Annotated in this window: 16 protein-coding genes and 1 pseudogene; all 17 read right to left on the reverse strand. The window is 48.0% G+C overall.

The window, feature by feature from the left end; all coding sequences use genetic code 11:
• Positions 1-40: 40 nt before the first annotated feature.
• Positions 41-2,797 carry an FtsK/SpoIIIE family DNA translocase gene (locus tag PBN151_RS09060; RefSeq protein ID WP_175560684.1) on the reverse strand — a complete coding sequence of 919 codons (2,757 nt, stop codon included), beginning with the start codon at positions 2,795-2,797 and terminating at the stop codon, positions 41-43.
• A 169-nt stretch (positions 2,798-2,966) separates the two neighbouring features.
• Complete coding sequence (locus PBN151_RS09065; protein ID WP_021256494.1) at positions 2,967-3,176, reverse strand: YlzJ-like family protein; 210 nt, start codon at positions 3,174-3,176, stop codon at positions 2,967-2,969.
• 296 nt (positions 3,177-3,472) lie between these two features.
• A pseudogene (locus tag PBN151_RS09070) lies at positions 3,473-4,183 on the reverse strand (ClpP family protease); the annotation flags it as partial.
• A gap of 175 nt (positions 4,184-4,358) precedes the next feature.
• Positions 4,359-6,035, reverse strand: a complete 1,677-nt coding sequence (locus PBN151_RS09075; protein WP_021256496.1) for a ribonuclease J — start codon at positions 6,033-6,035, stop codon at positions 4,359-4,361.
• A 231-nt stretch (positions 6,036-6,266) separates the two neighbouring features.
• Positions 6,267-7,142, reverse strand: coding sequence for a 4-hydroxy-tetrahydrodipicolinate synthase (gene dapA, locus PBN151_RS09080; RefSeq protein ID WP_227774549.1), 876 nt, complete (start codon positions 7,140-7,142; stop codon positions 6,267-6,269).
• Between the two features lie 59 nt (positions 7,143-7,201).
• The gene (dapG, locus tag PBN151_RS09085; RefSeq protein WP_072728748.1) at positions 7,202-8,419 is read right to left on the reverse strand and encodes an aspartate kinase; all 1,218 of its coding nucleotides are present in this window, start codon (positions 8,417-8,419) and stop codon (positions 7,202-7,204) included.
• A 128-nt stretch (positions 8,420-8,547) separates the two neighbouring features.
• Entirely contained in the window at positions 8,548-9,588 is a 1,041-nt protein-coding gene (locus PBN151_RS09090) for an aspartate-semialdehyde dehydrogenase (RefSeq protein WP_072728749.1), read from the reverse strand.
• Between the two features lie 73 nt (positions 9,589-9,661).
• Positions 9,662-10,255 carry a dipicolinate synthase subunit B gene (locus tag PBN151_RS09095; RefSeq protein ID WP_021256500.1) on the reverse strand — a complete coding sequence of 198 codons (594 nt, stop codon included), beginning with the start codon at positions 10,253-10,255 and terminating at the stop codon, positions 9,662-9,664.
• Positions 10,252-11,151, reverse strand: coding sequence for a dipicolinate synthase subunit DpsA (gene dpsA / locus PBN151_RS09100; RefSeq protein WP_021256501.1), 900 nt, complete (start codon positions 11,149-11,151; stop codon positions 10,252-10,254). The genes PBN151_RS09095 and dpsA overlap by 4 nt, the downstream gene beginning before the upstream one ends.
• A 162-nt stretch (positions 11,152-11,313) precedes the next feature.
• Positions 11,314-11,772: a dUTP diphosphatase gene (gene dut / locus PBN151_RS09105; protein ID WP_072728750.1), complete on the reverse strand. Its 459-nt coding sequence runs from the start codon at positions 11,770-11,772 to the stop codon at positions 11,314-11,316.
• Positions 11,741-13,015 (reverse strand): M16 family metallopeptidase, encoded by a 1,275-nt coding sequence (locus tag PBN151_RS09110; protein ID WP_065292594.1) that lies wholly within the window; start codon positions 13,013-13,015, stop codon positions 11,741-11,743. The genes dut and PBN151_RS09110 overlap by 32 nt, the downstream gene beginning before the upstream one ends.
• 63 nt (positions 13,016-13,078) lie before the next feature.
• Positions 13,079-14,071: a polysaccharide deacetylase family protein gene (locus tag PBN151_RS09115; protein WP_227774550.1), complete on the reverse strand. Its 993-nt coding sequence runs from the start codon at positions 14,069-14,071 to the stop codon at positions 13,079-13,081.
• Between the two features lie 205 nt (positions 14,072-14,276).
• Positions 14,277-16,481 carry a polyribonucleotide nucleotidyltransferase gene (gene pnp / locus PBN151_RS09120; protein WP_072728751.1) on the reverse strand — a complete coding sequence of 735 codons (2,205 nt, stop codon included), beginning with the start codon at positions 16,479-16,481 and terminating at the stop codon, positions 14,277-14,279.
• Positions 16,482-16,682: 201 nt separating this feature from the next.
• Entirely contained in the window at positions 16,683-16,952 is a 270-nt protein-coding gene (gene rpsO / locus PBN151_RS09125; RefSeq protein ID WP_065292596.1) for a 30S ribosomal protein S15, read from the reverse strand.
• 195 nt (positions 16,953-17,147) lie between these two features.
• A complete protein-coding gene (locus PBN151_RS09130) occupies positions 17,148-18,125 on the reverse strand; it encodes a bifunctional riboflavin kinase/FAD synthetase (protein ID WP_072728752.1) in 978 nt (325 codons plus the stop codon).
• Between the two features lie 173 nt (positions 18,126-18,298).
• The gene (gene truB / locus PBN151_RS09135) at positions 18,299-19,219 is read right to left on the reverse strand and encodes a tRNA pseudouridine(55) synthase TruB (protein WP_021256508.1); all 921 of its coding nucleotides are present in this window, start codon (positions 19,217-19,219) and stop codon (positions 18,299-18,301) included.
• The gene (locus tag PBN151_RS09140) at positions 19,216-20,214 is read right to left on the reverse strand and encodes a DHH family phosphoesterase (protein ID WP_072728753.1); all 999 of its coding nucleotides are present in this window, start codon (positions 20,212-20,214) and stop codon (positions 19,216-19,218) included. The genes truB and PBN151_RS09140 overlap by 4 nt, the downstream gene beginning before the upstream one ends.
• Positions 20,215-20,257: the final 43 nt, after the last annotated feature.

The following is a 20,257-nucleotide window of genomic DNA, read 5'->3' on the forward strand; positions in this document are numbered from 1 at the left end:
AGCAAAAGAGAGCGCAGGGCGCTCTCTTTCTGTATCCTATTTAGGATGAAATTTTGCTTTGTTGATATTGTTCCAATGTGATCAGCACTTCACGCGGCTTACTGCCCTCATGCGCGCCAATCAAGCCCTGCATATGCATATGATCAATCAGACGACTGGCGCGGTTATATCCGATGCGCATCCGGCGCTGCAGCAGCGATGCCGAGGCTTGCTGCGCTTCGAGCACGATTTGAATCGCTTGATCATACAACTCATCGACCGGTTCATCAGAAGCGTGTCCACTCTCATCGATTTCCGGCACCAGCTCTTCGTTGTATTCCGCTTGCGCTTGACCGCTTACGAATCCAACGACTGCCTCGACCTCTTGGTCGGACAGGAATGCGCCCTGCACACGAATCGGCTTGGATGAACCCATCGGTAGGAATAGCATGTCCCCACGTCCGAGCAGCTTCTCGGCGCCTGCCATATCCAGAATCGTTCGTGAATCCACCTGGGACGATACACCGAACGCGATACGAGACGGAATATTAGCTTTAATAACCCCGGTAATAACGTCAACCGATGGGCGCTGGGTCGCGATAATCAGATGGATACCAGCTGCACGCGCCATTTGAGCTAATCGGCATATTGAATCCTCTACATCATTGGCAGCGACCATCATCAAGTCCGCGAGCTCATCGACAATAATGACGATATAAGGAAGTACCTTGTCCGGCTCATCTGCAACCAGCTTGTTATACCCTTCAATATTCCGAGTCGCCGATTTGGAGAACAACTCATAACGCTTTTCCATTTCAACAACGATTTTCTTCAAAGCAAGCGAAGCGCGTCTTGGATCAGTAACGACTGGCGCAAGAAGATGCGGGATGCCATTGTATACATTCAGTTCCACCATTTTCGGGTCGACCATGAGGAACTTCACTTCATCCGGCTTCGCCTTATACAAGATACTCGTAATAATCCCGTTGATACATACCGATTTCCCCGAACCTGTAGCACCTGCAACGAGCAAGTGAGGCATTCGAGCAAGGTTGCCTACAATCGGCGTCCCGGCAATATCACGGCCTAATGTAATGGACAACCGTGACGGAGCATCAATGAAAGTTGGTGTCTCCATGACCTCTCGCATCGTAACGATTGATACTTCATTATTCGGAACCTCGATTCCAATCGCGGATTTCCCTGGTATGGGTGCTTCCATCCGAATGTCCTTCGCTGCTAAGGCAAGTGCGATATCATCAGACAGGCTGACAATGCGGCTAACCTTAACCCCGATGTCAGGTTGGATTTCATAGCGGGTAACTGCCGGCCCTCGAACGACCTCCAGTACCTTCGCTCGAACGCCGAAGCTCTCCAACGTAGCTTCCAGCTTGCGAGCTGTCTGCATGAAGTCGGCTTGATCGCCGCCCTTCCCATTTCCCTGCTGCTTCGCAAGCAGGTTGAATGGAGGCATCTTGTACGGCTTCGGAGGCGGCTTTTGGACAACGACTGCCTGCCCTGAGACTTCACCGTCACTGAGCAATCCTTCTGTCTCCAGATGGATATCACCCTCATCACCTGTAAGCTCATCCGCATGGTTATGCTCAATCTGCCCGTGCTTCATGTCTTTCGACTTAGCTTGGTTCTCATTGTTCCAATCATCTTCAATGTCGTCTGCTGCCTCATCAATAGGAGAAGTGTGCGGCTTGGTAAATCCACTGATTGCTACATCCTCTTGGGAATCCGAATCATCAATATGATCGACGTCCGCAGTTGCTGTAAAATCACGGAACAATGGAGCATGGGATTGTTCGTCATCCTGTTCAATACGAGCAAGGAGTGCGTTCAGCTTCGAAGCTTTGCTTACCGTATTCATTGCAGCGGCTCCAGCCTCTGGCTGTATAGTGTGCTCTTCATTCAATCTAGCCGCGTGCGGCTTGCTTGTATATACAGCAGAACCTTCGTTGTATTCTTCATCATCTTCTTTGGTGGAGAGGAATCGCTTCTTGCTTGCCTCACTGATTTTGCCGAATATCTGCATAAATACAGGTGTGCGGCCTTGTAAATTCCCATCATCTTCTTCATCATCAAGCGCATCATCGAGCATGTAATCGTCGTCTGCGTCCTTCTTCGCCGATTTACGCTGCTTGCTTTCCATTCGTTTGCGCTCATTGATACGCGCTTTGCGCTTCTTCTTCATGACAGCCGCGAATTTCTTCACTTGGGTACGAATCAGCCTCACAAGCTCAACATAGGAAAGCTGTGTAGCCAGCATGAAACCAATGAAGAGCATGACGATGGTGAGCAGTTTTGTTCCTAATGCACCAAATAATACAAATAAGGTACAATAAAGAATTGCACCTATATATCCGCCGCTAATGTCTTTCTGCAGCATCGTTCCAGCCGTGCCTGTATCGGTTGCTTGCACGAGTTCTAAGTTCAAAGCATTATGTATGTCTTTCAATATGTATCCAGCACTTACTTCATCCGTTGCAGTTGGCAAAATACGTTGTTCTACCGCGTGCACGGTACTTATCATCGTCAAAGCAAGAATAATGACCATGATGCCGCTCTTGCGGGAGTTCCAGCCTGAAGGCCACTGGCGTTTAATCATTACCGACAATCCAATATATATGAACACGAGCGGTATGAAAAAGTACCATTTACCAAGCAGCAAGCCTGATATTTTAGATAAGGAGCGCCCGAACGCCGCCCCGCCAGCCAGCGCAATGACGGAACAGGTAATCAGCAATATGCCATAGATTTCGTATTTCAGGCTCTTGCTGAAGGATTGCTTTTTCTTCTTCTTACGGGCCAAAATGCCGTCACCTCCATCCCTCATTATAACACAGAACAACCGTTCTTCCTATGACCATTCCATAACAAGGGAATTGAGAAAAATAAAAAGACAGAGTCCGGGTAGGCTCTGTCTAAATGAGAAATATGGATCAGTATGGATCACGTGACCACATCGCACAAGATAACACTTAGCGTAGAGGAATAATCGTACCGGGTGAAAACCCCGGATCCAGAAAATCATGCATACTTGTGTCTTTCAGCAATCGTTCGATACGAACCGTCGTATTGTCGACCTGCTGTACAAGCAAGGTGCGTCCCTGCCACTGCATTTCAAAAAAAGACGGCTCCTTGTCAATCCCTTGCAGCACTTGCTCCATCGGAATAATTGTGTGCAGCATTATCCTCGCTCCTTTGCTGGCACATACATTGCCTGTGTACCAGTATGCTGCGGATTAGCCCCGCACTGTCCACCTAATAGCATTGGCTGCTCAGACGTGTTGGCCTGATGTTCACAATGATTCGAATGTGCTCCATGCTGGGCATGCTCATGATGGCCTTGATCATGTTGTATTTGTTCATGCTGGGCATGCTCATGATGACCTTGATTATGTTGTGCTTGTTCAGGCTGGACGTGCTCATGATGACCTTGATTATGTTGGCCTTGATCATGGTGCCCCTCCTTCGAACATCTCTCTGCACGCTTCTCTTCAATCAAGCGATTCAAATGCTCCAATGCAGTCCCAATTCCGCCGACTTCATCAATTAGGCCATGCTTGACAGCATCCTGTCCGATTACCGTCGTCCCAATGTCGCGGGTCAGCTCGCCAGTTGTGAACATTAAGTCCTTGAATTTGTGTTCCGAAATATTCGAATGAGCTTTAACGAAACGAACGACACGTTCCTGCATTTTCTCTAAGTACTCAAAGGTTTGCGGAACGCCAATGACAAGACCCGTTAATCGAATCGGATGAATCGTCATCGTCGCTGTCTCCGCGATTACACTCACATTGGCAGACACAGCAATCGGCACTCCTATACTGTGCCCTCCTCCAAGTACCAAGGTCACCGACGGCTTGGACAGGGAGGATATCATCTCTGCGATAGCCAGACCTGCCTCTACATCACCACCAACCGTGTTTAATACGATAAGTACACCCTCAATTTTATGATTTTGCTCCACTGCGATAAGCTGAGGAATGACATGTTCGTATTTCGTCGTCTTGTTCTGTGGAGGCAATACGATATGCCCCTCAATCTGACCGATGATATTCAAGCAATAAATATTTGACTCACCAGTTGACGGAATCGATGCCGTCCCCAGCTGTTGGATCGTTTCTACCGTTGGCGGACCCTTGGGTAGCTGCTGCGGCTGTCCCTGTGGATCTAAAGGCTGTTCGTTCATCATGTTCCATTACCTCCAATTGACCGGTACAATGCCGTCATAGCATGCTTCACCCTGCGATGTTTTATACAGCAGCGGGAACATAAAAAGCCGCCGTCCCTACCTTACGGCAGGAACGGCGGCTGATAACGTTCGTGAGCGAGAATGACTGGTGACTGGGATTCTCGCTCACTTCGTTCTATACTTCCATAATGATTGGCAAAATCATCGGACGACGGCGCGTTTGTTCGTACAAGAAACGTCCAAGCGCATCCTTCACATTCGTCTTCAGTGATGCCCATTCGTTCACATTTTCATTCATTAGCTTATGCAGTGTTGAAGTGACGATGCGGTTCGCTTCATCAAGCAGTCCTTCCGATTCCCGAACATAGACAAATCCGCGAGAGATGATGTCTGGTCCTGACAAAATCGTACCTTCCTGCTTGCTGAGTGTAACAACAACAACCAAAATCCCGTCTTGGGAAAGCAGCTTCCGATCGCGCAATACGATATTGCCGACATCTCCGACACCAAGACCATCGATAAGTACATAACCGGATTGAACCTTAGAGCCACGGCGTGCAACACCATTTGTAATTTCAACAGTATCACCGATATCTGTAATGAAGATATTCTCGCGCTCAATTCCGACTGCTTCCGCCAAATCAGCGTGGTTGCGCAACATACGGTATTCACCGTGAATCGGAATAAAGTACTTCGGTCTCATCAGATTCAACATCAGTTTCAATTCTTCTTGACTGCCGTGACCAGATACATGGACGCCAGTCTTCGATCCGCCATAGATGACATGTGCGCCTAGTCGGCACAATTCATCGACAGTTCTACCTACGTATTTTTCGTTGCCTGGAATTGGTGTAGCTGCGATAACTACGGTATCACCTGGCAGAATATCAACCTTGCGGTGCGTAGAACGCGCCATGCGCGTCAAGGCTGACATCGGCTCGCCTTGGGAGCCTGTGGACAGGATTACTACCCGGTCAGCAGCCATCTTGTTCACTTCTTCAGGTTCGATCAGCATTCCATCAGGTATGTTCAAGTAGCCAAGTTCCGAAGCGATCGTGACGACGTTCACCATGCTCCGACCAATGACTGTTAATTTACGGTTTGTTGCATATGCTGCATCAATGACTTGTTGAATACGGTGAATATTTGAAGCGAATGTCGCAACAACTACACGCTGCTCTGCCTTCCGGAAGATATCTTCCAGAACGACACCCACACTACTTTCTGATGGTGTAAAGCCTGGGCGTTCTGCATTCGTACTGTCGGACAGCAGTGCAAGAACTCCTCTCTGGCCAATTTCCGCCATACGCTGCAGGTCAGCATACTGACCGTTGACCGGCGTATGGTCAAACTTAAAGTCTCCTGTATGAACGACGCATCCTTCGGGTGTATCAAGACATACACCAACCGAATCCGGGATGGAGTGGTTCGTCTTGAAAAAGCTTGCACGAATAGCTCCGAGCTGAATTTCCGAGTCAGCTGTAATTAGAATTCGCTTCGTTTCACCTAGCAAATTCGCTTCCCGCAATTTGCTCTCAATCAATCCGAGCGTTAATCTTGTTCCGTATACCGGAACGTTCAAATGCTTCAGTACATATGGCAACCCGCCAATATGATCTTCATGTCCGTGCGTAATCAAGATTGCTCTTACTTTATCTCGATTCTCCGTGAGGTATGAAATATCCGGGATGACAATATCTATTCCGAGCATGTCTTCTTCCGGGAACTTCAACCCTGCGTCTACGACGACGATATCGTTACCGTATTGGACGACGTACATATTTTTTCCGATTTCACCTACGCCGCCCAATGCGAAGATGGACAATTTATCAACGTTGTTTTTCTTCGACAATTGGATCTTAACCTCCTATATTCAATTGGCCGTCGTACCAATGAACATCCTTCTTTTGAAAAATATACCGCACCCAGTCACTTGATATCCATTATACATGAACAAAAGTAAAAAACACAAGTCGGCGATTTGTCCTCCTATTGTTGCCGAAAAACACAAAACCGATGCTGGTTCTCAGCATCGGCTTCGTAAGTGCGCTATTATGCACATTGTAAAAGTTCTATTTCCCTATTATTTCTTAATGGATTGAACAAGCTCACGAATCGCTGCAGCCTCATCCGAAGTTGCCTCAACAAGCGGCAAACGGACGCTCCCTACCTCGAAACCAGCTAACTGGAGAGCATACTTCACTCCAACTGGATTAGGGCATAAGAACAGTCCCTTAAATACAGGGAACAGTTCATGATGCAGTCTAGCTGCTTCTTCATGCTGACCAGCTAGATAATGTTCAATCATCGCTTTCATCTGTGCACCTACGAGATGGCTAGCAACACTGACAACTCCATACGCACCAACGGACAAAGTAGGCAATGTCAAAAAATCCTCGCCGCTGTACACTCTAAATGAAGCGGGCGCACCAGCAACGATCAGCGATGTTTGCTCAAGACCAGCACACTCCTTCGTAGCAACTACATTCGGCAGTTCAGCCAAACGTAGCGTCGTCTCGACAGAAATGCTCGATGCAGTCCGTCCTGGAACATTGTACAGCATGATTGGCAAAGAGGTAGAGTTCGCAATGGCCTCAAAATGTCGATACATGCCTTCTTGTGTCGGACGATTATAGTAAGGGGCGACAAGGAGGATGCCATCAACGCCCGCTTCCTCTGCTGCCTTCGTCAAATGAATGGAATGAGCTGTATTATTGCTACCTGTACCAGCAATAATGCGTGCACGTCCATTTGCCTTCTGAGCTGCAAAACGGAATAGCGCAATCTTCTCGTCGTCTGTCAATGTAGGAGATTCCCCTGTCGTCCCACACACAACGATACTGTCGCTCTTCTGTTCTTCAATCAAAGCATTCAGCAAACGCTCGAACTCAGACCAGTTTACCTCATTATGTTCATTGAAAGGCGTCACCATCGCCGTAATTAATCTACCAAAATCCACTAAAGACTCCTCCTCCTGCGACATTATGCGCAAGGCCCGGACATCCCTAGCGCTGCGTGCTATCGATTCAGATGGAACTTCGCATGCAGCGCTCGCAAAGCCCGAACCATATCTTCCTTGCGTACAAGAACCCAAATCGTTGTATTGGAGTCGGCGGATTGAAGAATCTGAATTTCTTGCTCTGTCAAGGCTTCTACGATGTGTGCCATAATACCTGGCACCCCATTGATGCCTCCACCGATTACAGATACTTTCGCACAACCCGATAACGATTTTGGCTCGAATCCCATCTCTTTGAGCACATGCAGTGCCCGCGGCGCATCGCTATCAAATACCGTATAAACCGCGCCAGAAGGGGTTACATTAATAAAATCAACGCTAATTTGATTTTGTGCCATTGCCTTGAACACTTTTAATTGCAAATCATATACGCCTTCGCGCGATTCCACCGTGATTTGCGTTACATTGCCGACATAGGCAATTCCCGTTACATAGCGATCAACGATGTCAGGCTGCATATCTCGGAACCCTTCCGGATTCGTAACGAGCGTTCCTTCTTCATCGCTGAATGTAGAACGAACGCGAACAGGCACCTGCGCTTGCATCGCAATTTCCACCGCGCGCGGATGAATAACTTTGGCGCCGTGATGTGCCATGTTGCATATTTCTGCATAACTAACGATCGTAAGCGGCTTCGCGTCCTCTACCAGTCGAGGATCTGCCGTTAGGATGCCGTTAACATCCGTATAAATATCGACAATTTCTGCGTGCAGCGCCGCACCCAATGCTGTTGCAGATGTATCACTGCCACCACGGCCAAGAGTCGTAAAGTCACCTGTTTCTGTTTGGCCTTGGAATCCTGTTACAATTACAACCTGTACATCTTTCCACGCATCAACGACCCGATCCGGAGTAACATCCAGAATACGGGCATTATTGAAGTGGCTATCTGTCTTGAAACCAGCTTGAGCACCTGTTAGCACAGTAGATGTAATCCCCTCACTGTTCAACAAGCTGCACAGGGTTGTAGCCGAGATAATCTCGCCGCAGCACAATAGCATATCCTTCTCACGTGCTGGCAAACTGTCCCCGTTCTGACCGGCCCAATCAAGTAATGTATCGGTTGCATATGGTTCTCCTCGTCTTCCCATTGCTGATACAACCACAGCTAATTGGTAACCCTGCGCCAGTTCCCGACGGATATGGTGTATGACTCTTTCTCTGGCTTCGGGTGTAGACAAGGAAGTTCCACCAAATTTTTGTACTAATATTCGCATGTGTTATTTCCCCCAACTAATGAAGACTGACTGCCAGAACGAAATAAAAGGCTATTCAACGAATCACGCAGTGACCAAGCTGAACACACCTTGTCAAGTAAGACAAAAAGGCAGGAGCGGCCTGCCAATTACTGCCGCTCCGAAGCGATGTACTCTGCGATTTGTACCGCGTTCCATGCAGCGCCTTTCATTAAATTGTCGGATACGACCCACATATTCAATGCGCGTGGCTGAGACAGATCACGACGCAAACGGCCAACGAAAACATCTGGCTTGCCTGCAGATTCGGTAGCAAGCGGGTACATCTGTTCAGAAGGCTCATCGACGAGCGTCAATCCTGGCGCGTTTGCCAACAGCTCGCGCACATCCTCCATTTGGAAGTCGTCCTTCAACTCAACATATACAGATTCAGAGTGGCCATATACGACCGGAATTCGGACGCATGTTGCCGTCACTTGAAGGCTATCATCATTCATGATCTTCTTGGTTTCACGGATCATTTTCATTTCCTCGAGCGTGAATCCATTATCTTGGAACTTATCGATTTGAGGAATAGCATTGAATGCGATTTGATGCTTCACGGGCAAAGAACCAACTGGAAGAATGTCCGGCTCAACTTCATTGCCTGCAAGCACTTCTGTAGATTGACGCAACAGCTCGCTAATCGCTTTGCTGCCAGCGCCTGACACTGCTTGATACGTAGACACGATGATGCGGGAAATACCGTAGCGATCATAGAGCGGCTTCAAGGCTGCTACCATTTGAATCGTGGAACAGTTCGGATTGGCAATAATGCCTTGGTGTTCCTTCACTTTCTCGATGTTCACTTCTGGAACTACGAGTGGTGTGTTGGGATCCATACGGAATGCATTGGTATTGTCAATACATACCGCTCCGCGTTCTACAGCTGCTGGAGCCAACTCTTTACTAACGTCGCCGCCTGCGCTGAACAGGGCAATATCAACGCCTTCGAAGCTCTCCGGTTTCGCTTCCTCAACCGTAATTTCTTGACCGTCAAATACGATCTTCTTACCGGCTGAACGTGCCGAAGACAACAACTTCAAAGATTGAATGGGGAATTGACGTTGTTCCAATAATGCAATGATTTGTTCCCCTACTGCACCCGTAGCACCGACTACAGCAACATTATACCGCTTCTGATTCGTCATCTGTCGTTTCTCCCCTCTATACCCACAATCTTTCAAACATCTATATTATGATAATTTGCGTGGTATGCTATGTTCAGTATAAGAACCGTTCAATTAATACCGGTTGAAGTTGCTTGCCTTCTAATGCTGCATAGCATGCCTCTGGTACCAAGTCCATGCGCGCCACCAATGAATTCGGTTTCTGCTGTGGATTATCTTGGCCGAACGGAACGAAGTATATGTTCTTGGCTACAAGGAGTTTGGCTATATTGGCTGCGTTTAAACCGAGTCCATCATTAGTCGAAATCGCAAGCACAAGAGGGCGCTGGTTGCGCATTTGTGCTTTGGCTGCCATAAGGACAGGGCTTTCTGTCAATGCATTTGCCAGCTTACTCGTCGTATTGCCTGTGCAAGGCGCGATCACCATCACATCCAGCAATTTGGATGGCCCGAGCGGTTCTGCGTCCACAATTGTAGAAATGATATCATTACCAGTAATCTCTTTCAACTGTTTCTGCCAGTGATCGGATTCCCCGAAGCGTGTATCGGTCGTCATGACCGAATGTGATGCAATCGGGATAACGCGCGCTCCAGCATCTACGAAGCGTTTCACCTGAGGCATTACTTCTTCTAATGTGCAGTGTGAGCCTGTTAGTGCATAGCCAACTGTCTTCCCCGTGAAGTTCATTGTCCATTCCCCCGATTCCGCATGTCCTCAAGCAACAGCTGCGTGATACTCTGTGCCAATATTCGTCCAGCAGACTTCGGTGCGACAATGCCTGGCAATCCTGGTGCCAGCATAGCCTTGATCCCCCGCTTCTCCGCGAATCGGAAATCCACGCCACCCGGCAGGGAAGCAAGGTCGATAATCACGGCACGGTTAGGGATTTGCGCTATGACCTGCGCTGTGACTATCATAGTCGGTATCGTATTAAAAAGCAAGTCGATATTTGCCGCCTGACGCGCGAGATCTGCTATGAAAAAAGGCTTGAAACCCATTTCTGTCGCTCTGGCAAAATGTTCATCTCTGCGCACCCCAATCCGCACATTAGCCCCTAAGCCAAGAAGGGTGCGTGCCAATGTGAACCCTGTTCTCCCCATCCCAAGAACGACCGATTCAGAACCATGAAGGGTGATATCGGTGTTCTGAATCGCCATCATAATCGCGCCTTCGGCCGTCGGAATGGAATTGTATATTGCAACATCATCCCGATCGAACAATTCAACAAGCGAGAGGCGGTATTTCGCACACAGCTTGCTTAAATATGGTTTGGCCATCCCCGTAAAGACAACACAATGCTCCGGCAGTACCGCAATATGCTCTTCCGTCAGCACCAATTCATCCGATGTAAAGATGGCATGAACCTTCCCACTGTCATCAGTTCCTACAGCAGGAAGCACAAGAGCATCCGCCTGCTTCAACAGCTCGATAGAGAGGGATTGGCGCTGTACGCCATGATATGGGTTTTGCAGTTGATCGTACCCAACGATCGTGACACTGGCATCTAATTCAGTCAGCTTATGGATGATCTCAAGCTGGCGAGCATCTCCGCCAATAAACACGACCTGAACTCCAGTCAACATCCTCGCTGATCACTCCTTTCACAAACGTGCACACAGCGTATAAAACATCTTATGCGCACGCCTAAAAAGGGTGCAGCCATGTGCAAGCCCATCTCAAGACGCAAAAAAACGCAGCTGATTTACCAAAACGGTAATTCAACTGCGTCCTATTTGATCATTATTTTACTTCGTACCGGTATGACCGAAGCCGCCATCTCCGCGTTCCGTATCAGTCAACTCGTCTACCTCGACAAGTTGAATAGAAGGAACGAATTGAATCACCATTTGCGCAATACGCTCATTGCGCTCAATCGTGAAGTGAGTCTGTCCAAGGTTGGCTAGCAAGACCTTCACCTCGCCGCGGTAATCGGCATCAATCGTTCCTGGTGAATTCAAGCAAGTAATGCCATGCTTATAGGCAAGTCCGCTGCGTGGACGAATCTGGGCCTCTAAGTATCCAGGCATTGCCATGCAAAATCCAGTAGGCACGAGTGCGCGATGGCCGGGTGCTAATGTAAGCGGCTCTTCTACCGCTGCATATAGATCGAAGCCTGCTGCGAGTTCGGACATTTTTTGAGGGAGCGGTACATCCTCATTGCCTGGCAGGCGTTTAATTTGAACTTGGTGTGATTGTTGTAACAAGTTGATCCCTCCTGAAAGCCGATATTGCTTTATCATTTGCTCCGACCATTGAACCTGCGAATGGATGGGAAAGCATACGGTTCAATACAAAGGTAACGTCTTCTAGCTTAATCGATTCAATTCGAGCGATGATCTCATCCAGCGTGAAATGCTTGCCTAGCATCAGCTCATTTTTCCCTAATCGATTCATTCGGCTGCCTGTGCTCTCAAGGCCGAGGATAAGGCTTCCCTTCAACTGCTCCTTGCCTTTGTGAAGCTCTTCCTCAGACAAGCCCTTCACTGCCAGTTCACCTAACATATCCAAGGTTAAATCAAGCACTTCCTTCGTCTGCTTCGGTGCGGTTCCTGCATAGAGCGTGAATAGACCGCTATCTGCATGTGACGAATGATAGGAGTAAACAGAATAGGCAAGTCCACGCTTCTCGCGAATTTCCTGGAACAGGCGAGAGCTCATGCCGCCACCGATCAAGTTGTTGAGCAATATCATAGCGTAAAGGCGCGGATCTGTCATCGAACATCCTGGCAGGCTGAGACAAATATGATTCTGTTCTGTCTTCTTCTTATGATATATGAATTCACTATGGAAGCTTGGTTCCGTTAATATGGCCGCAGGCTCATCATTCGTGAATTGTCCGAAGTGCTTCTCCAGCAATTCGATGATCGAGTCATCAAAGTTACCTGCTACTGCAATGACCGTATTCGAGACCGTATAATGATTCTTCATATATGCGCGGAGATGATCAGGCCCCATTGGTGTCAGGCGTTCCTTCGTTCCTAATATCGGATATGCGAGCGGGTGCGTGCCAAAGGCAGCACGAGTAACCAGATCATGCACCGTATCATCCGGTGTATCCTCATACATCGCAATTTCTTCAAGGATTACATTTTTCTCTTTCTGCAACTCCTCGTCCAGCATGGATGACCGGAAAAACATATCGGACAGCACATCAACCGCTATCGGCAAATGCTCATCCAATACTTTTGCATAATAACAGGTATATTCTTTGGAAGTGAACGCATTAACACTTCCTCCGATCGCATCGAAGGAGTCTGCGATTGCTTTCGCATCAAACCGTTCTGTTCCTTTGAACATCATATGTTCGATAAAATGGGAAATCCCGTTGGTCGTTTCATCCTCATTGCGTGAACCTGTCTTAACCCATATCCCAAATGAAACGGAACGGCAGGTTGGTATTTTCTCCATCACGACACGAAGGCCGTTAGACAGCTGCACTTTTTCCACCGGCAATTCCTCCTCGTCCAAGTACATTCCAAGTATGCCTTTCTAATCCTACCAGAAATCTGATCACCTCTCAACTTCAATCGGAGGCACCCGCTTCTCAGAAAGTGTTTCTCCTACCGTACCTGGTACAATGCCCTTTTGCTTCAATATCCGAATCATTTCCTTCAAGGCCGTACTGGATGGCTCCGTTGGATGCATGAGGATCAGTGATCCCGGTTCTGTCTTCTCTTGAAATCTACGCAGTATCGTAGCCACAGAGGGCTTCATCCAGTCTCTCGTATCAAAGGTCCACAGCACTGTCTTCAATCCGAGTGCATGTGCTGTACGTACCGTCAACATATTGAAATCTCCTGATGGTGGAGCGAACCATTTATTCTCTACGCCAAGCGTTTGCTTCAGCAATTGCTTCGTCTTCTCAATTTGCTGCGTCTGGTGCCCCTCGCTTAGCTCGCTCATATTCGGATGAGAGTATGCATGATTCTCCATCTCATGTCCCGCCGCCTGAATCCGCTTCGCAATGTCAGGATTTTTCTTCAACCAGCTGCCGTCTAAGAAAAATGTCGCATGCACCTTCTCATCTGCTAGCACTTTCAGCATTGGATCGATGTACTCGTTCCCCCAAGCGACATTGATCATAAGCGCTGCCATCGGCTTATTCGGATTCCCTCGATAGATCGGCTGTGGATCTAGACTCGTCAAGGAGACCTCCGGCTTCACCTCGCGCATGACCATTTTCAATTCAGCCGAACGATCTTTCCCCGAATTGGCAGTGTACGTTCGCTCAATATCTACTTCCTGCCCATTGTATCCGGGTATTGCCTTCCACACCCGATCAATGCGGGCATTAATTGGAGCAATATATCGTTTGGCTGCTTCCTCCTTGATTCGAGCCATTAATGGATCATTCGCAGCCTTATCCTCTACCCCCGATTGGTAAGCATAGCTCACGGCGAGCTCTGCCTTCTTCTCCTGCAAATAGCTTCTCACATCGGGCTGCGCTACTGCTGCCAGCACGATGACAACTCCTGCTGTTACGGCGAACCATTTCTTTAACATTGGCTGCATCCAGTCCATTCCCTTCCAAGATAGTCCTTTTGATTCTATGCGATTTCGGGACGAGTTATTCGGTCTGGAAGCAATCAATGCCTATCATGCAATCAATACCTATTTTTTGCATCAAAAAAAGAGCCAGAAACCAGTCTGCCTCTTTCCTTGCTACGTATGTTGCCTTCTCAGGCTTGTCTTGCTCGCTGTATCCGACTTAGCTTTGCGGCTTAGACGGACGCGGTCCGCGAGGTGGACGATTGCCGCCCCCTTGTGGTGGTCTGCTGCTGCGTGGACGTTCTGTAGCTGCAGCTTCGGAGCTTGCAGTTCCTTCTGTCTGTGCAGGCTGAAGCAGCACTTTGTGGGACAAATTGATGCGTCCCTGTTGGTCGATCTCGACAACCTTAACCTCAAGCTTATCGCCAATTTTCACGACATCTTCGACTTTCTCTACACGCTCAGTTGACAATTGAGAAATATGCACAAGTCCTTCCTTGCCTGGAAGCACTTCAACAAATGCACCGAACTTCTCAACGCGTTTCACTGTTCCTGTGTATACTTCACCAACGACAACTTCCTTCACGATACCCTCGATAATTTCACGGGCACGCTCATTGGACTCTGCATTTGTAGATGCGATGAAGATGCGGCCATCCTGCTCGATGTCAATTTTGACACCTGTTTCCTCGATGATTTTGTTGACGACTTTACCGCCGGCACCAATAACATCACGGATCTTATCTGGATTAATATGCATCGTCAAGATCTTAGGCGCATACTGTGACAAGGATTCACGTGGAGTTTGGATAACTTCATTCATTTTACCCAAGATGTGCATACGTCCTGCACGTGCTTGATCCAACGCTTGTGTCAAGATGCTGCGGTCGATACCATCAATTTTGATATCCATTTGAATGGCTGTAACACCTTCAGCTGTACCAGCAACCTTGAAGTCCATGTCACCGAGGTGGTCTTCCATACCTTGAATATCGGACAAGATGGAGAAGTGTTCCCCGTCTTTGATCAGACCCATTGCAATACCTGCAACTGGTGCCTTGATCGGAACCCCTGCATCCATCATCGCAAGTGTGCTTGCACAAATACTTGCTTGGGAAGTAGAACCGTTAGATTCTATGACCTCGGATACAAGTCGGATTGTATACGGGAATTCGCTCTCTGGCGGAATCACCTTGGACAAGGCACGTTCACCGAGTGCACCGTGACCAATCTCGCGGCGTCCAGGAGCACGAAGCGGACGAGCTTCCCCTACGGAGAATGGAGGGAAGTTGTAGTGATGCATGAAGCGTTTCGACTCTTCCAAGCCAAGACCATCCAAAATTTGCACATCTCCAAGCGCGCCTAGCGTACAGATGCTGAGTGCTTGCGTTTGTCCACGTGTGAACAAGCCAGATCCGTGAGTACGGGGCAAGAGTCCTGTATCACAATCGATCGGACGAATCTCCTCAAGCTGTCTGCCGTCTGGACGAACTTTGTCATGTGTAATCAAGCGTCGAACTTCTTCCTTCACGATATCGTACAAGGTTTCGCTCACATCGCTCATATTCTCAGGCGTTTCCACATACAATTGTTCGAAGTGTGCAGCTGCTTCCTGATTGATTGCATCAATCGCATCTTGACGCGCATGCTTTTCAGGAATACGAATCGCTTCAACGAGACGTTCCTGCGCGAACGCACGAACAGCAGTATTCACATCTGTATCAACTGCATGCAGCTTCACTTCCATCTTCGGTTTAGCTGCGATCGCAGCGAATTCTTCAATCTTCGCTACAATTTTCTTAATTTCATCGTGACCGAACATGATTGCTTCAAGCATAACCGATTCTGGTACTTCGTTCGCTTCTGCTTCAACCATCATGATCGCATCTTTTGTACCCGATACAACAAGGTGAATATCGCTCTTTTCCTCTTGTTCAACGGTTGGGTTGATAATAAATTGACCGTCAATACGACCTACAATCACGCCGCCGATAGGGCCATTAAATGGCACATCAGATATCGTCAATGCAGCGGATGTTCCGATCATTGCCGCGATTTCTGGTGGGCAGTCTTGATCCACGCTCATAACCAAATCCACGATCTGCACATCATTGCGGAAACCTTCCGGGAACAATGGGCGGATTGGGCGGTCAATAAGGCGGCTGGCAAGAATCGCTTTCTCACTTGGACGACCTTCGCGCTTGATGAATCCTCCAGGAATTTTACCTACAGCATATAATCGTTCTTCGTAATTGACAGTCAATGGGAAGAAATCTAGATCTTTAGGTTCCTTCGATGCGGTAACGGTACACAATACGACTGTATCACCGTACTCGACTTTGACTGCGGCATTTGCTTGCTTAGCCAAACGACCCGTTTCCAGGACAAGCGTTCTGCCGCCAAGTTCCATCTCGATGCGGTTCATCGGATCCCTCCTTAAGTGGTTCAGTTTATATTCTTCGTTACTACTCCCATTATTTCCTGCATTTCATTTGAAATACCGTCCTGATGGAAGCTTGTCTACTATCACAATATGTAGCATCATATGCAATCACTAAAAAGCAACCCGGTTGCATGCCGCGATAAGAAGCGGCAATGAACAACCAGGCTGCTTTGGTTCGTGCTATTAACGGCGAAGACCGAGTTTTGCGATCAATGCGCTGTAGCGTTTAACATCTTTGTTCTTCACATAAGCCAACAACTTACGGCGTTGACCTACCATTTTCATCAAACCACGACGGGAATGATGATCCTTCTTGTGTGTACGAAGATGGTCCGTCAAGTTTACGATGTTTTCAGTAAGGATAGCGACTTGCACCTCCGGAGAACCTGTATCCGTAGCGTGCGTCTTATGTTCTTCAATAAGCTGTTGTTTACGCTCTTGAGTCATAGCCATCCTATTCACCTCCTAAAATATGTGTTAGTTTACGCCATTAGCCTCGTCATCGACGGTGAGATCGAATAACCAAGCTATGGACAGGTCGTTTTTCACGACAACGTTATTAGTATAGCATCTCCATCTACAAAAGTAAAACAAGTCTTAGCAATCAATTCGTACAAAGATAGAAGGCTAAGAATATTGTGCACAATATTAGACGCCAATTGTTACTGCAGGCGCCTTATCCATCGTGCTTAGACGTTGGCGCGCTTCCTCTGAATCCGCAGTAATCTGTGCGATCAGCTCTTGTATGGAGCTGAACTTGCGCTCTGGACGAATGTAGCTCATCAGGGCAACCGTTACGGTCTCCCCGTATATATCTTGATCAAAATCAAACAGATGCGCTTCAACCGATTGAACGGTTTCTCCCGTCTTGAATGTCGGCTTCAAGCCAATATTCAGCACACCATCATGCCACGTCCCGTGAACCAGCACCTTCACTGCATATACGCCATTCGCTGGGATGACATATGCTTCTTCTGCCCGGACATTCGCAGTTGGGAAGCCCATCGTACGACCACGGGCGTCACCGTGAACAACCTCGCCGCGAATGATATACGTTCGGCCTAGCAGTCGATTCGCATTGACAACATCACCTTGCAGCAGACTCTCGCGAATCCGTGTGCTGCTCACCTTCACTGCGGTCTCAACATCATTATGTGCCGGTATGATATCCACAGTAAAGCATCCCTTGCCCCATTCCTGCAGCAATTGAGCAGTGCCTTCTCCACCATGACCAAAGCGATAGTCGAAGCCGACAACGACGTGTTTTACCTTCATACGGCAGATCGCTTCTGCGAACTGCTGCGCGGTAACCTTAGCGAATGACAAATCAAAATGTACAACATACAAACGGTCAAGCCCAAGCTGACTCAAAATCCGTTTTTTCTCCGACAATGGCGTAATGAATCGTTCATACTCCGGCTTGCCGAATACTCCCTTGGGATGTGGATGGAAAGTCATCAGACCTACGGGCAATTGATGCTGCTTCCCGTAGTCCAACGCATGCCGAATGACCTGTACATGTCCCTCATGAATACCGTCAAAATGTCCTAATATTAATACTTGCGGCTGCTCCTGCAGTCGCCAGCTCGAATCATCGAGCGCTGCATGTAATGCTATCGTTTCCATTGTAATCAGAGCCCCTGCGTATTATCGATTTGTGGTTAAACTCCCAATCCAGTTACACGGACAGTAAACCAAAGTTCCTACCTACTAGTATGTTCTCCCTTTCACAAGAGTAGACAAAAGCTAGCGCAAGCCGAGTCAATTGCCTGCTCGAATCGCGCACAGCATTATATACATTACTCGTTCGGAAGAAATACCTTCACAGGACGCAATACCGATTGCCCCTGTGGAACTTGGAATATCCCATAGAACGTTCCTTGTTCATCATACAATCGAATCGTACCATTCGTCAAAGGTTTCGGCTGTAAAGCATGCAAAGGAATTGATCGGCCGGTCAATGCATAGTGGGCAAACTTCTCAGAGACCTGAATTCTAGGCATATCTGAGATTGCATCCTCCACAGATAGAAGCATCGTTTCAAATGTTCCATCCGCGACAGCCTGCTCAATCTGATCGAAGGTTACACATTGTGAAGGAACAAACCCGGCAGATACCGTTCGCATCAGCTTCGCCATTGTAGATGGAACGCCAAGCTTACGACCGATATCAACACATAGTGTTCGGATATAAGTTCCTTTGGAGCACTCAACTAGAAAACGTACTTCCGGTTCAGAGGTGCCTAACTGTACATCTAGAAGATCAATGTTATGGATCGTAACTTGGCGCGCTTTACGCTCCACCGTCTTCCCCTCACGCGCTAGATCATACAGTCGCTTTCCGTCTACCTTAACAGCGGAGTACATCGGAGGCACTTGTTCGATATCCCCGATAAAGGATAGAATCGTCTCTCGAATCATCTCTTCCGTCAAATGCGAAGCGTCCGAGCGCTCCAGTACCTCTCCACTTAGATCCTCGGTATCTGTTGATACACCGAATCGGAGGGTTGCCTCATACTGCTTAGGCATCTCCTGCAAATACTCAACGATCCGTGTCGCCTTGCCTATACATAGCGGCAGCACTCCAACAACCTTCGGATCCAATGTTCCCGTATGACCAATACGCTTCTCCCAAATAAGGCGGCGTACTTTGGCAACTACGTCATGGGACGTCCAGTCCTCAGGCTTCCATACGGGTAATACACCATGATAGTTACTCATAAAGCTTGCTTCACCCGTTCTATTACAATGGTAATGACTTCTTCTAAAGTACCAGTAAGCTTGCAGCCTGCTGCACGGACATGACCGCCTCCACTAAAGGATTGAGCAATCTCAGCCACATTAGCAAGCCCTGCGGAACGCATACTCACTTTTACTCCTGTGTCATCTACTTGCTTAAATAAGAGACCAACTTCTACACCATCGATATTGCGTGGATAATTGACCAAGCCTTCCAGATCTTCATTAAGCGCCCCGGTCTCTTGCATATCCTGAGGAGTCACGTACAACCAGGCAATTCGATGATCCTCGCTAAATGCCAATCTCGACAGGCCGCGTTGTATAAGCTGCATCTGTGCCATCGACATCTTCTCAAGCAATCGATCCGCAATGTCATTGCCGTTAACACCCTGCTTAAGCAGCTCAGATGCGATCGTCATCACATGTGGTGTCGTGTTGCTGTACCGGAATCCCCCCGTGTCAGTTAGCAAGCCAGTATACAGTACTGTCGCTACCTCTAAATCGAGTGTAAGCCCGTAGGAAGCAATCATATCGAATAATATCTCAACGGTCGCCGCAGCATCCTCGCGGATGACTGCAACTTCCCCATAGTGGTCATTCGTTGGATGATGATCAATATTTAAAATACGAGCATCCTTATCGATCCATTCTGCTATTTTTCCGATGCGCGCATAGTCCGCACAATCCACACAAATTACGGTATCAAATGGCTTGGCAGCAATGTTTTCAAGTTCTGCATGTACGTTGATTTGATCAGAGCCCGGCAAATAATTTAGCTTATTAGGAACTCCATTCTCATTCACCATGACATAGGATTTGTTCCATTGACGAAGCAGCCAGCCTACCGCCAACGTTGAGCTTATCGCATCTCCGTCAGGCTGAACATGTGCAACCACAAGAAAATGATTGCCCTCTTGAATAAAGTTTCTAGCTCTCTCGATCTGCTGTGCATAAGATTGCGTCGTTAGTCCAGTCATTAATAACCTCCATACAGACAAGTGAATCGAGCCTTGGCCCGAT

This window comes from Paenibacillus sp. NAIST15-1 (assembly GCF_001894745.1).
Taxonomy (GTDB): domain Bacteria; phylum Bacillota; class Bacilli; order Paenibacillales; family Paenibacillaceae; genus Paenibacillus_B; species Paenibacillus_B suaedae.

What these genes read in the sequence shown, in the direction of transcription:
- PBN151_RS09065 (WP_021256494.1), bottom strand. Translation starts at nt 3,176, where the DNA reads ATGCTGCACACAATTATTCCGATGGAGCAAGTGCTGCAAGGGATTGAC.
- dapG (WP_072728748.1), bottom strand. Translation starts at nt 8,419, where the DNA reads ATGCGAATATTAGTACAAAAATTTGGTGGAACTTCCTTGTCTACACCC.
- PBN151_RS09090 (WP_072728749.1), bottom strand. Translation starts at nt 9,588, where the DNA reads ATGACGAATCAGAAGCGGTATAATGTTGCTGTAGTCGGTGCTACGGGT.
- PBN151_RS09095 (WP_021256500.1), bottom strand. Translation starts at nt 10,255, where the DNA reads ATGAACTTCACGGGGAAGACAGTTGGCTATGCACTAACAGGCTCACAC.
- dpsA (WP_021256501.1), bottom strand. Translation starts at nt 11,151, where the DNA reads ATGTTGACTGGAGTTCAGGTCGTGTTTATTGGCGGAGATGCTCGCCAG.
- PBN151_RS09115 (WP_227774550.1), bottom strand. Translation starts at nt 14,071, where the DNA reads ATGTTAAAGAAATGGTTCGCCGTAACAGCAGGAGTTGTCATCGTGCTG.
- pnp (WP_072728751.1), bottom strand. Translation starts at nt 16,481, where the DNA reads ATGAACCGCATCGAGATGGAACTTGGCGGCAGAACGCTTGTCCTGGAA.
- rpsO (WP_065292596.1), bottom strand. Translation starts at nt 16,952, where the DNA reads ATGGCTATGACTCAAGAGCGTAAACAACAGCTTATTGAAGAACATAAG.
- PBN151_RS09130 (WP_072728752.1), bottom strand. Translation starts at nt 18,125, where the DNA reads ATGGAAACGATAGCATTACATGCAGCGCTCGATGATTCGAGCTGGCGA.
- truB (WP_021256508.1), bottom strand. Translation starts at nt 19,219, where the DNA reads ATGAGTAACTATCATGGTGTATTACCCGTATGGAAGCCTGAGGACTGG.
- PBN151_RS09140 (WP_072728753.1), bottom strand. Translation starts at nt 20,214, where the DNA reads ATGACTGGACTAACGACGCAATCTTATGCACAGCAGATCGAGAGAGCT.